This window comes from Caballeronia sp. GAWG1-1 (genome assembly GCF_023631465.1).
In the GTDB taxonomy this organism is placed as follows: Bacteria; Pseudomonadota; Gammaproteobacteria; order Burkholderiales; family Burkholderiaceae; genus Caballeronia.
On sequence record NZ_JALQDB010000041.1, the window covers coordinates 37020 to 49443 of the forward strand.

The following is a 12424-nucleotide window of genomic DNA, read 5'->3' on the forward strand; positions in this document are numbered from 1 at the left end:
GGCTGCGTTATCATCGAAACATCAAAAACACATCAAAACGCCGGGACGCGAAGCCATGTCTCACCCGTTTCTGATCAAGGAAATCGCGCTTCAGGCGGGTGTCGGCACCGCCACCGTGGACCGCGCGCTGAACGGGCGGGCGCACGTGCGCGAACATACGCGGCGGCGTATCGAACAGGCGATCAGGGAACTGGAACAGCAGCAATTCCAGCTGGCGACGACGGGCCGCAAGATCGTCGTCGATGTCGTCGTGGAAGCGCCGCGCCGATTCGCCGACGAGATTCGCGAGGCGCTGGAGGCCGAAGTGCCGGGCCTGCATCCCGCCGTGTTCCGTATGCGCTATCTCATGCGCGAAAGCATGGTTGCGTCCGAGGTGGTTCAGGCGCTGCGCGACATCGCGCGCCGGGGCAGTCACGGCGTCTTTCTGAAAGCGCGCGATGTGCCGGAGATTGCGAGCGCGATTGCCGAGCTTCAGTCGTGTGGCATTCCGGTGGTGACGGTTTTCACCGACATCCCGTCGTCCGGCCGAATCACCTACGCGGGTCTCGATAACCGCGCGGCAGGCGCCACGGCGGCGTATCTCATCGGACAGTGGCTGGGTCGGCGGCCGGGCAATGTGCTCGTCACGTTGAGCCACGAACGTTTTCGCGGCGAAGAGGAACGCGAACTGAGCTTCCGGCAGGCACTACGCGCGCGCAACCCGCGACTCGCCTTGATCGATGCCAGCGGTGGCCACGGTCTCGACGCGGCGACGGAAGAACGCGTGAGGCAGGCTGTCGGCGGTGGCCAAAAAATCGCGGCGGTTTATTCGATCGGCGGCGGCAATGTCGCGATACTCCGAGCGCTCGAAGCATTGGGGCTTCGGCCGAAGTGTTTCGTCGCGCACGATCTGGACCGGGAGAACACGCATCTGCTGCGCGAGGGCGCGATCTCCGCTGTGCTGCACCACGATCTTCGGCAAGACATGCGTTCGGCCTGTCAGCACGTGATGCAGTTTCACAAGCTGCTTCCTGCTTCGGGCGTGGCGCTGTCGTCGTCGGTCGTGGTGGTCACGCCCGAGAACATTCCGGCCTTCGTGGCGTCGCGCTTTTCTGCAAACACGGGCACGCGGCCTAGCGTGTGACCGGGTGAACGCGGTCCTGTCGTGCCGACCTTCTCCTCGATGCCTGACGCGCCTTTTCGCGCGGCGAGTTCGACAGACGCATCATCAAGCGCAGCGCCATCATCGCGCCGACGGTTTCCAGCACGGCGGCTGGCACCCACATGATGAGTCCGCCGAGGCTCTGATCGAGCGCGGGCGGAACGGACGTGAACGCGCGACCGCAAACTTCGAACACTGGGTAGAGATCGCGCGAGCTGAAGGTGATCAACGCACCCGCCAGAATTTGCGGCGTCATGGTGATGACGGGCGACAGCACGCGCAAGCCAGGCCGCGCGCGGCTCGGCGGGCTCGGGCGATGATCGAGGATCATCCACCAGTACATGAGTCCGCTGATCGCGACGGACCAGTTCATGAAGCGATAGATGCGCCAGTCGAGCATCGACACGAATTGGATTGAAGGCAGCAGCCACACGAGCACCGACACGATGAACGCCATGCCGATGACCGTAGGATTCAGCAGTACCGCTCCGAGCAGACGCGCGCCGCGACTGCGTTGCCAGTTCCGTAGCAGGGGCCGCCAGGCGAACGGCAGGCCCACACGCAGCGCGGCGCCCGGATACGAAGCCATGAGAACGAGCGGCGCCAGATGATGCAGCACGAGATGCTGCAGCCGATGCACGAAGAACTGGTGCTCGGCGTAGTAGTCCACTTTCGTGTGCAGCGCGATGTAGAAGAGGACGATTCCGGTCCAGAACGCGATGCGCCGCGCCACGCTCATGCGCGCCTTTCGCGCGCCGCGCGCAAACAGCCCGGCCACGACGATAAACACGGCAACCAGCGCGTACGACGGCTCCCACGGTTCGAGCAAACTGATGAGCGACATAAGAAGACAGGCGAGAGTGCGAGTGTGCAATGGCGTGCATGGTATCAACCGCGCCTTGAATTCTGCTGACCGCCGCCGCGTATTCGACGCGAACGCGCCGTATGACATCGATTGCATGCGACGGTAAGTCGCGCCACGCGCCGGCCGAATCCCGCGCGAAAACCCATATCCGCTTAAACTCGTCGGTCACCGCGACGCACGCCTTCACGTTGCCGACAAAACGGTATTATCGTCGGCGAATCGCTTGCATTCGGCACGCAGAGTTTCTTTTGAAAGCCTTTAGTCTTTAGTCGATGACAGACGAATCTTCCTCGCATCAGGACGTTGCGGCGCTTCAGGCCGAAATCGAGTCCTTGCGTGCGCAACTGAATTCACGCGACGACGCGCACGAACAAGTGCTGTGGCAACTCAGTCGCGATCTATTGGCCGTCGCCGACGAACAAGGCTCGCTCGCGAACGTCAATCCCGCGTGGACGCGCAATCTCGGCTGGTCGCTCGACGAAATCATCGGCCAGAATCTCGGCGAGTTCGTGCATGAGGAAGATCGCGAGGAAACGCTGGATGCACTGCAAAATCTCGATCGCGACGGTTCCACCGCTGAATTCAAAAGTCGCATGCGCACGGCTTCGGGCAGTTATCGTCTGCTGGACGGTCGAGTGGATCGCATGCGCGGACGCATTTTCATCGTGGCGCGCGACATCACGGAACTGCGCGAGCGCGAGATCGCACTGAACGATTCTCGAGACTTCGCGCGGCTTGCGCTGTCGGCGGTCAGCGGCGTGGGCGCGTGGACGTATGAGGTCGCAAGCGACTGCTTTTTCTGCGATGCAGCCGTGTCGGAGCTCTACGGCATCGACGCCAAGGAAGCCGCGCGCGGCATCAGGCGCGAGGGATTTCTCGCGAATGTCCATCCGGACGACCGCGCCGCGTTGCAGTCCACGATGTCGGGCGGCCTCGTGCGCAGCGGCGATCTCGAACTCGAGTACCGCATTCTTCATCCCGACGGTTCTACCCGTTGGGTCTTGTCGCGCGGCAATACGCATTTCAACGACGCAGGCGTGCCGGTGCGGCGCACGGGCGTCGGCATCGACATGACTTCGCAGCGGGACCTCGAACAGCAGCTGCGCCAGAGTCAGAAAATGGAAGCGGTCGGGCATCTGACCGGCGGCATCGCGCACGACTTCAACAACATGTTGCAAGGCGTGATCGGACCGCTCGAACTCATCCGGCATCTCGTCGCGAAGGGCAATACCGCTGGCCTCGATCGCTTCATCGAGATGGCGATCTCTTCGGCCAAGCGCGCGGCGGGGCTCACGCATCGTCTGCTGGCGTTTTCGCGCAGGCAGCCGCTCGCGCCGAAGTCGGTGGATATTTGCGAGCTCGTCGTATCGCTAGAAGACCTGATTCAGCAGATGGCGAAGGAGACCATCTCGCTTTCCGTCGTCGCGGATGCCGAGCCGTGCTTCGTGCTCTGCGATACGAACCAGCTCGAAAGCGCCTTGCTCAATCTCGCGATCAACGCGTGCGACGCCATGCCCGACGGCGGGTCGTTGTCCATCGAGACATCGCGCAAGACGATCAGCGAGAAAGAGGCACGCATGCACAAGGATGCGCGCCCTGGACAGTACGTTTGCATCGCGGTCACGGACACCGGCTCCGGCATGCCGCAATACGTCGTCAATCAGGCGTTCGAGCCGTTCTTTACGACCAAGCCGCTAGGGCAGGGCACGGGCCTCGGATTGTCGATGGTCTATGGCTTCGTCGGCCAGTCCGGCGGCTTCGTGACCATCGATAGCAGCGTCGGCGTCGGCACCGTGGTGCGACTGTTTCTTCCGGAAGAGATGGAACAGGCGGACGCTGCACCGGACGCGTCGGTCCACCGCAAGGAGATCGGCACGGGCGCGGGCGAAACCATCCTCATCGTCGATGACGACGAAACCGTTCGCCAGGTGCTCCAGGATTTATTCGAGCGCCTGGGCTACAAGACGATGACCGCGCACGACGGTCCCTCGGGGCTCGCTGTCTTGCAGAGTAAGACGCCGGTCGACTTGCTGATTACGGACGTGGGCCTGCCGGGCCTAAACGGCAGACAGATGGCCGATGCCGCCCGTATGCATCATCCCGCGTTGCCGGTGTTGTTCATCACGGGCTATGCGCAAGCGGCGACCGCGAACAACTCGCTGGATACAGGCATGCAGATGCTCACCAAGCCGTTTTCGACGGAGGCGCTGCTTGATCGCGTACGCGCCATGCTCGGCGCCTGAACTTGCGAGAAGGCGCGCGAATCGGCTAAAAGCCGCATCGCAACAAGTGCAGCGACGCCATGCATTGCAACAGCGCACCGCCAGCGAGAAAACACCCGACGACGCTGAGCCGCACGCGCATTCTCCAGTCTCCGACCGATGTGTCACCCATGGTTCGGCGCTCCTTTGAGCGGTAAAAGCAATTCCGCGCGACTCCCATGCAAGCGAGCCGCGCGATGAACCTACCCGTGATGCGAAGACTTACACGAAGGCACTGCTCATGTTCAGACTGCCATTGACGCCTGCCGGGAAAAAGCCGCCTTTGTTCACTGCCGCCTTGCTCAGATAAACGATGTTGAGCACATCGTCATACGAGCGGCTGAACGCGATGCCGTTGCTATCGAGCGGGACGATGTTCGAGATTTGCGACGACGCGCCCGCAATACCCTGATCGACATCGCTGGATGAATCGAGCGAATCGCGCGCATCGGAAATGGCTTGCGTCGCGGTCACGAGGCTCGGTGTCTGAATTCCCTTCGTATAGAGCACCGTGCGAACGAGACCCGCGTGATAGGCCTCGGCCGCGAGAATGCCCGCTGCCGCTTCCAGATAGGTCTTGTTCGTGATGAGCGGCGACGCGCCCTTATAAGCGGTCACGCCCACGTCCTCGAATATATAGGCGCCGAGGAGGAAGTTGTTGTCGTTCAGATAAGGGTTGAACGCCGTGCCAGCCGGAGCCAGGCCCGCCGCTTGGGCCGCGAGCGAGAAGGCCCCGTTCGGATCGACACCGCCGACATCGAGCGCGGGCATCGCCACGGCGGATGCGCCTAACGCCGTGCGAAGGAACGCCACGTGCTCCAGTTCATCCTTGGCAATCTCGCGTGCATAAGCGGCGACGACGGGATCGGAGAACTGGACTTGTTGTCCGGCCACGACCTTGCCTGGCGTGCCCACGCCGCTCATGAGATTGGCGGGGAGTCCTGCGCCGGTCGTTGCGTAGGCATAGAACGTTGCTTCGAGATATTCGAGATTCAATGCGAAGTTGAGAATCTCGGCATCGGTTGGGCCAGTTGCGGCATTGGCGTTATCGCCCGAGCCGCCCCCGCAGGCGCCGAGAATCGTGCCGCCGACGAGCCCTAGTCCCAGGCCGCCAGCACTCCGAAAGAACTGGCGCCGCTTTTCACGTCGTTCCACTCGACGGTCGAGCACCGATGTCACCGCAATATCTTCGAGCATGTCAGTCTCCTTTATCTCAGGTAGATGGGCGTACATGTTTTCCGCATGGACGAAGGGGCATGCGCCGCGCTTCTCCAACGGACTGTTTCGATGGTGAGCAGACTCGACCGATATGTCTGGCAGCCACGTCGACGGATACGTTGAAGATCGTGCGAAGAGATTCGCGCTGTAACACATGCTTGCATCTATCCGGTGATTGACGAGTTCTTTACTCGATGCGGGACGAGCATCGGGAAACATGACGGTGCTCGAATAAAGATGTTTTTGCATCCGCAAGACACGCACTTGCGTATAGCGTAAGTGGCATCAATCGCTCTCTTCAAATTCTTCATCCGACATGCCGTATCTACAGTCTCGCCGCTTATCGCTCAAGCTCGTTTCCTGCTTTGCCGTGTTGTCGGCGCTGACCGCATGCAGTCCCGTCAGGCTCCTGAATGCACTCGTGCCAAGCAATGATTTCGACGTACAACGCGCCGTTCCCTATGCAGAAGGCGACAGGCACGAAGCCGATATCTATGTGCCGCGCGCATCCGCGGATAACCCACGCGGCCGGCCGATGGTCGTGTTCTTCTATGGCGGAAGCTGGCAATCGGGAAGCCGTCGTGACTACCTCTTCGTGGGCGAGGCGCTGGCGTCGCGCGGCATCGTCACGGTCATTCCCGATTACCGCTTATATCCGTCCACCCTTTTTCCAGGTTTCGTCGAGGACGCGGCTGCCGCCGTTGCATGGGCGAAGGCGCATGCGAAAGACTACGGCGCAGACCCTGAGCGCATCTTCCTGATGGGACACTCGGCGGGCGCGCATATCGTCATGCTGCTCGTCACGGACAAGCACTATCTGGCCGCCGATGGCGTGGATACGAGTTCGCTTGCTGGCGCGATAGGGTTGTCCGGTCCGTATGACTTCCTGCCCTTGAAGGACGATGCGCTCAGGAGCATCTTTCCCGCGAGTCTCAGAGCGGCGAGCCAGCCGATCAATCATGTAAGCGGCCACGAGCCGCCGCTCTTTCTGGGCGTCGGTTTGTCGGATGTAACGGTCGATCCCGGCAACACGTTCCGGTTCGCGGCGCGTGCCAACGAAGCAGGCGACAGCGTCGAGGTGAAGCAGTACGCGGGCATCAATCACGCGATGATCGTCGGGAGCGTGGGGCGACCGGTGCGCGCGCTGTCGCCGCTCATCAAGGTCGCACCGGTGCTCGACGACGTCACCGCGTTCATCGATCAGACGTCACTCAACGCGAGCCGTGCTGCGTCGGCGAAATGACGCGCGTCATGTCCTTATGATGCGATGCGGCGAAACGCGCGATCGAACATCAGCCGGTCCATCAGCCAGACGGCGAGCATGGTGAGTCCCATCAACGGGAATACGATGCCAAGCAGCGCGAGTCCGGTCTTCCATGCGCGCATGGGCGGCGCCAGTCGCTCACGCGCCGGTGCGCCGAGCGTGCGTTGCGGGCGACGCTTCCACCACATGACGAAGCCGGTGACGGCCATTGCCGCGAGGCCGAGCGAAATCGACGCGCACGCAAGTTGATTCCAGAAGCCGAAGTATCGGCCCATGTGCAGCGACGTGCCGTACGAAACCGCCTGCGCAACTGCGCCATAGTCCCGATAGCGGATGTCCTTGAGCACCGCGCCGCTGTATTGATCCACGTAGAGGGTGCGTTCGAGTTTCGGATCGGCGGGGAACCAGGAGACGGTGTAGACGCCCGTTGCCGTCGATGGCACCACGATGTCATAGCCGCTTCCCACGCCAAGCGATGCCGCGATATCCATCACGCGCTGCAACGGCAGGCGTGCGCCTTCCGCTGCGTGCGACTCGGGAACAGCGGCGTTCGTGACGGCCCACGGTGTTTGCGTCAAGGGTAGATCGCTCATCACCATGCCGGGCATGGAATCGCCGTTGCCGGCGTCGTGATGATGTTCGCCGGCATTGTTCGAAGCGGTCGCGACGCTGGCCTTGCCCGGCACGGATGATTGCAGGGGCAAGCCGCCCCAAGCGCCCGCCGGCGTACCGATATTCGCGCTCGTCGCAAGCGCATTGAAGTTTTTGCCCCAGGAGCCCGACCACGGCAAACCCGTCACCACGAAGAACAGCGCGCCGAGCGCAAGCCAAATGCCCATTACCGCATGCACGTTCTTCCACAAGGGCCGGCCTTTAAGCGAGAGCCGCGGCAGCAGCGCATCGCGCGCGGTGGTCTTCGTACGTGGCCACCATAACGCAACCCCGGTGCCGATCATCACGAGCGTCCAGCATGCGGCGAGTTCCATCAACAGCTCGCCAGCCTTGCCGAGCAACAGTTTGCGATGCACCATGCGATCGAGCTGGATGAACCGGTTCTCGACGCTTAGCGTGCCGAGCACCGCGCCGGTGTACGGATTGAGGTAGACACTTTCCTTTTCGCCGCTCGGCAGCTTGAAGACGAATTCGGCGCTGCGAGAAGGATCGTCGAGAACGTGCACTGTCGATATGACCGCGCCATGCGGCACCGCCGCGCGTGCATCGTGCATCAGTTGATCGGGAGGCAAACGTGGCGTGGTTCGCGGTGCAACCACCATTTGTTGTCTGTATAACAACGGCTCGATTTGCGGCTGAAAACAATAGATCGTTCCCGTGATGGCGAGGACGATTAGAAAGGGCATCACGAAGAGCCCCGCGTAAAAGTGCCAGCGCCATAGCGTTCGATAACTGCCCTGGGATGCGCTGGCCGCCTGGGCCGCACTCGAGGCGGCGCTGCTGGTCTTCGCGTGCATTGTGTTTCTCCATGCCACTTTCGGTGGCGTACCGTGGGATCGGGACATCACGATGCGAGTGCGCGCGCATGCCTGCGCGACGTTCGGCATCGATCAAGCGGATATCGGCTTCAGGAGAAAGCGGGCGGGGCGCGCGCATGGCGCGAGGTGCGCGGCTCGATGCGTAACGTGCTGACAAAACGCGTGGCGACGAGTTGCGCGATGGCGCGAGCGGTGACCGCAAAGCTCACCGGCAAGCCCGGAATGAAGGGCACATGCGCAAGCAGGCCGCAATAACCGCATGCTTGTCCATCCGGCATCGTGGTGTGCGAGTGAGACGCGTGGTCTGCGTCGTCGCTCATCGATTGCATTCGTTCCATCGGGCAATCCGCGTCCATCGTCATGGCCGGCATGCGCGCGGCGACGACGAGTTGCGAAACCGTAGGCGCGAGCGTTGCCATGAGGATCGCAAGCAATCCCAGCAAGCTGCACCATGTCCGAAAGAAACGGCTCTGCATGTCGCGGTGGGTCAATGAAGATGCCTTAGAAAGCGTAGCGCATGCCCGCGAAAATGCTACGTCCTTCGCCCGGATAGAAGATTGCGTTCGAGGTCGTGCGAGCATCGGCGACCGTGCTGATGTCGCTCACGTAACGCTTGTTCGTCAAGTTGCGCGCATCGACGAAAACCGAGAGACCATTGCGAAAATCCATTCCCGCCTGCACGCCGAGGAGCGTGTAACCGGGCACGCGCAAGGTGTTGGCGTCGTCCGCCCATGCGCCCGCCGGAACCCAGTCCACCGATGCCGATATATGAAACCCGTTGGGCCGCGAATAGCCGAGCGCCGCGCGGATAACGTTCACCGGCACGCCTGCGATGCGGTTGGAGCCGTATTGCGGATCGTCCTTGAAACGGAAATCGCTCAGATTCCAGAGCCCGGACAACGTAATCTTGTCGCCCGCGCCGGCATGCGTGATGTCGCGCAGCACATCCACCGATACACCCGCCTCGATGCCTTGCAGCACGGTCTTGTTGGCGTTGAACGTGGAGGCGGGAATGTCGGGATCGGTCGTGTATTGAAGCAGCTGATCACGCACGAGCGAGCGATATGCGGTCAGGTCCCAGCTCACGCGATCGCGCGTGCCGCGCGTGCCGATCTCGAGCGTCCATGCATGTTGCGATGCCAGCGGTGTGAAGCGCGTGGTGTTCGAGAAGGTCTGCGTGAGGTCGGTGAAGTCCGGAACATCCTGGCTGCGCGTGACATCCACGAATGCCTGAATGTCCTTGTTCGGTTGCCACAGCAGGCCGAGCTTCGGATTCACGCCGCTGAAATTTTCGCTCGCCGACTTGTAGTTTGGATCGGCGGCGAGACCGCCATGATCGACATATTTGCGCACGTCGCGCAGCGCCTTGAAGCCGGCCATCACGGCGAAGGTCGGCAGAAAGAAGAGCCGGTCTTCGACATACGCTTCGTAGTTATAGGCGCTTTGCGTCGAGTCGAGCGTTTGCGTGCCGCGCTCGCCCGACACGTTCACGTACTGCCGCGCCTGGGTGTTGCCGCCGAAGAAACGCGCGCCCGCGATCACATCGTTGCGCATGCCGCCCACGTCGATGGTCGCCGTATAGCGCGGCGCGAAGCCGTAGGTCCAGCCATCCTGATCGATCACCTGGAAGATCGGGTGATAAAGGCTCTTGTGAATGGCCCACGTGACGAAATCGAGCTGTCCGACATCGAGCTTGACCGTCGTGCGATTGGCAATGCGCTCGGTGCGCGTGTCGCGCGCCTGATCGCCGGCAAGCGCGCTCGCGGAAGCCTTCGTGGGATTGTTCAGGGCATCGCTTAGCGACAGCGTGCCGGGCAGTTGCTGATCGATGATGTACGCGCCGAGATAGAAGCGCGTTTCGACATCGGGCGAAAATTTATAACCGATATTCGCGTTGAACTGCTCGTACTGGCCGCGATCGTGATCGCGATAACCGTCCGCATGATTCACCGAGAAAGTGCCGATGAAGTCCAGCGGCCCGACCACGCGCGAGAACTGCGCGCTGCCCCGGATGGTGCCGTAACTGCCGCCCTCCAGCCGCACGATGTTGGGCGCATCCGCCGTGTAGGCGGTGGGCGTGAGGAAATCGATGGCGCCGCCGAGCGTCGACGAGCCATACGCGAGACCGTTGCCGCCTTTATAGACCTCGGCGGATTGCAGCGCGAGCGGGTCGATCTGGTAGTAGTCGCCGCTGCCATCGGCGAGATTGGTGGGAATGCCGTCCTGAAGAATTTCGAGGCCGCGCGTGTGATAGCCGCGTGCGATGCCCGAGCCGCGAATCGACAAGCGCAACTCTTGTCCGTAGCGCGTCTGCACGAACACGCCGGGCACGTTCTTGAGCACGTCGCGCAACGTGAACGCGTAGGTGTCGCGGTAATCGGCGCTATCCACGAAGCCCACGGAGCCGACGGTCTGATCGAGCGTCTGCTTTTGCTTGACCACAGTTTGCGATGTCAGCGAGTTCGCGGACTGGCCCTGGACGATGACTGCGGGAAGTGTGGCGGTCGCGTCGTCTTGCGGCGTCTGCGCAATGGCGCGCGTTGCGAAGAGCGCCGTCATGCCTGTCATCAGCGCGCCCTTTCTGGCAAGTCGTCTCATGATTGCGTCTCCCGTGCAGAAGACGCGGAAGACGTCCCGGCGGGGTCGTGCGTATGACGCGTGGACGGCAAAGCGCCGCCACGTTCGAATGTGGTGAACATGGTTCATCTCCGAGTTCGATTGATCGGGACTCGCACGAACAGACGAACGTGCGAGACCGCGCAACGCCTCACGGCAGTGCGGCATTGCGTTGGCAAAACGAAGTCAGATCAGAACGGGAGGCGCGCGCGGTTGCGCGGTGGTGAACGGCTGTGCGGGACGCTCGATCTCGGTCCGTGCGACCGCGATAGCGCGTGCTGCGGGAACATCGAGCGCGAAGCTCGCGCTTGCGCCCGGTACGACGGGTGTATGCGCGAAGAAGTGACAATAGCCACACGCTTTGCCGTCGAATTGCGAGAGCGCGTCGGGCGAGTGATGACCGGAAGCAGCATCGCCCGATGCAGCATGTGCCGAACACAATTCGGCGAGCGGGATGCCGTCATGCGTATTGGCGGCAATCAGCTGCGAGACCATCGGCGCGAACGTAATCAGCAGCATTGCAAGCAATGCCAGCAGAGAACCCGTTCGTTGATGAGTGCGGCTGCGCATAGGCCCAGGCGGGGAGGCAGATGAAAGTCAGCCGATTATGCCATCCGGCTAACTGTCTTTACACGCCGCTAGCGTGAAAAATTCCCGCTATAAGAAATGCTGCGTGGATCCATGTCGCAGGCTGGATCAGCCGCGCGCGTCGATCCAGTCGCGTGCCCAGATGCGTGAGTAATTCACGGCGTCGGCTTCTTTCGAAAAATAGCCGAGCGAATAAAAACGATACTGCGTGTCGATGGGATCTTCGTCGGAACGCTCGAGGAGGAGATTCGCGGAGAAGCTTTGATCGCGCAAACGATGCGCGGACGGATATACCGCATAACCGCGGTAGTTTTGAGAATGTGCCATTTTAATTTTAATGAATAGGCCTTCCGGCAATAAACACGGAAAGTCAGCGGACTAATGCCGCAAAAACGAAAACTGAAGGATGTCAGGCGAATTAGCCTGTTTGATGAACTGCGCGGGAGAAAATCTGGACTGCGAGATTTGGACTGCGAGGCTCAACTAAAACCCAACTGATATAAAAAAGGACCCGGTTTCCCGGGTCCTCACGCTACGAAGCTACTTGGAGCTTACAGCGGCGTGATGTTCGAAGCTTGCATGCCCTTCGGGCCGCGCTTCGTTTCGAAGCTTACCTTCTGTGCTTCGACCAGGGTCTTGAAGCCTTCCGAACGGATTTCGGAGAAATGGGCGAAGAGGTCGTCGCCGCCGTTATCCGGGCTGATAAAGCCGAAGCCCTTGGTGTCGTTAAACCACTTGACGGTACCGGTATCCATGATATTCCTTGGAAAAAATTTGGATGAAAATTGCTTTGAAACAGCGAAGCTGCAAGGAGGGAATGGACAACGAATACCGCGGAAAACGCACTATTGATGAGCAGCAATCAACTTCTTGAACTTCAGAACGGATTATCACAATTCCACATATTTTAGTCAAGTATATATTTGTCACCGTGAATAAAAGGCGGACCGGAGGTCCAACAACCCGGCTCCGAACCCGCCC

Annotated in this window: 11 protein-coding genes; 3 read left to right on the plus strand and 8 right to left on the minus strand. The window is 61.1% G+C overall.

Features of this window, described 5'->3' with window-relative positions; translation table 11 throughout:
• Positions 1-55 precede the first annotated feature (55 nt).
• On the plus strand, positions 56-1123 hold the full coding sequence (locus NCT03_RS29340) for a LacI family DNA-binding transcriptional regulator (protein WP_250494911.1): 1068 nt from the start codon (positions 56-58) through the stop codon (positions 1121-1123).
• Here the strand turns inward: NCT03_RS29340 and NCT03_RS29345 are convergent.
• On the minus strand, positions 1113-1985 hold the full coding sequence (locus NCT03_RS29345) for a cytochrome c oxidase assembly protein (RefSeq protein WP_250494912.1): 873 nt from the start codon (positions 1983-1985) through the stop codon (positions 1113-1115). The genes NCT03_RS29340 and NCT03_RS29345 overlap by 11 nt on opposite strands.
• 293 nt (positions 1986-2278) lie before the next feature.
• On the opposite strand from NCT03_RS29345, the gene NCT03_RS29350 reads away from it, so the two are divergent.
• On the plus strand, positions 2279-4249 hold the full coding sequence (locus NCT03_RS29350; RefSeq protein ID WP_250494913.1) for a hybrid sensor histidine kinase/response regulator: 1971 nt from the start codon (positions 2279-2281) through the stop codon (positions 4247-4249).
• A 240-nt stretch (positions 4250-4489) separates the two neighbouring features.
• Here the strand turns inward: NCT03_RS29350 and NCT03_RS29355 are convergent, their stop codons facing one another.
• Positions 4490-5464, minus strand: a complete 975-nt coding sequence (locus tag NCT03_RS29355) for a ferritin-like domain-containing protein (protein WP_244831796.1) — start codon at positions 5462-5464, stop codon at positions 4490-4492.
• Between the two features lie 442 nt (positions 5465-5906).
• Here NCT03_RS29355 and NCT03_RS29360 point away from each other — a divergent pair, with 442 nt between their 5' ends.
• Complete coding sequence (locus NCT03_RS29360) at positions 5907-6728, plus strand: alpha/beta hydrolase (RefSeq protein WP_350030183.1); 822 nt, start codon at positions 5907-5909, stop codon at positions 6726-6728.
• Positions 6729-6742: 14 nt separating this feature from the next.
• Here the strand turns inward: NCT03_RS29360 and NCT03_RS29365 are convergent, their stop codons facing one another.
• From NCT03_RS29365 to NCT03_RS29390, 6 genes are all read right to left on the minus strand, one after another.
• The gene (locus NCT03_RS29365) at positions 6743-8218 is read right to left on the minus strand and encodes a PepSY-associated TM helix domain-containing protein (protein ID WP_250494915.1); all 1476 of its coding nucleotides are present in this window, start codon (positions 8216-8218) and stop codon (positions 6743-6745) included.
• 110 nt (positions 8219-8328) lie between these two features.
• The gene (locus NCT03_RS29370) at positions 8329-8730 is read right to left on the minus strand and encodes a DUF2946 domain-containing protein (protein WP_250494916.1); all 402 of its coding nucleotides are present in this window, start codon (positions 8728-8730) and stop codon (positions 8329-8331) included.
• Positions 8731-8740: 10 nt separating this feature from the next.
• Positions 8741-10837, minus strand: coding sequence for a TonB-dependent receptor family protein (locus NCT03_RS29375; protein ID WP_244831792.1), 2097 nt, complete (start codon positions 10835-10837; stop codon positions 8741-8743).
• 204 nt (positions 10838-11041) lie between these two features.
• The gene (locus NCT03_RS29380; protein ID WP_284503509.1) at positions 11042-11425 is read right to left on the minus strand and encodes a DUF2946 domain-containing protein; all 384 of its coding nucleotides are present in this window, start codon (positions 11423-11425) and stop codon (positions 11042-11044) included.
• 126 nt (positions 11426-11551) lie between these two features.
• Entirely contained in the window at positions 11552-11770 is a 219-nt protein-coding gene (locus NCT03_RS29385; protein WP_244831790.1) for a hypothetical protein, read from the minus strand.
• Positions 11771-11994: 224 nt separating this feature from the next.
• Complete coding sequence (locus NCT03_RS29390) at positions 11995-12198, minus strand: cold-shock protein (protein ID WP_244831789.1); 204 nt, start codon at positions 12196-12198, stop codon at positions 11995-11997.
• Positions 12199-12424 lie beyond the last annotated feature (226 nt).

Coding starts and splice junctions, on each gene's coding strand:
- NCT03_RS29340 (WP_250494911.1), top strand. CDS start 56: ATGTCTCACCCGTTTCTGATCAAGGAAATCGCGCTTCAGGCGGGTGTC.
- NCT03_RS29345 (WP_250494912.1), bottom strand. CDS start 1,985: ATGTCGCTCATCAGTTTGCTCGAACCGTGGGAGCCGTCGTACGCGCTG.
- NCT03_RS29350 (WP_250494913.1), top strand. CDS start 2,279: ATGACAGACGAATCTTCCTCGCATCAGGACGTTGCGGCGCTTCAGGCC.
- NCT03_RS29355 (WP_244831796.1), bottom strand. CDS start 5,464: ATGCTCGAAGATATTGCGGTGACATCGGTGCTCGACCGTCGAGTGGAA.
- NCT03_RS29365 (WP_250494915.1), bottom strand. CDS start 8,218: ATGCACGCGAAGACCAGCAGCGCCGCCTCGAGTGCGGCCCAGGCGGCC.
- NCT03_RS29375 (WP_244831792.1), bottom strand. CDS start 10,837: ATGAGACGACTTGCCAGAAAGGGCGCGCTGATGACAGGCATGACGGCG.
- NCT03_RS29380 (WP_284503509.1), bottom strand. CDS start 11,425: ATGCGCAGCCGCACTCATCAACGAACGGGTTCTCTGCTGGCATTGCTT.
- NCT03_RS29385 (WP_244831790.1), bottom strand. CDS start 11,770: ATGGCACATTCTCAAAACTACCGCGGTTATGCGGTATATCCGTCCGCG.
- NCT03_RS29390 (WP_244831789.1), bottom strand. CDS start 12,198: ATGGATACCGGTACCGTCAAGTGGTTTAACGACACCAAGGGCTTCGGC.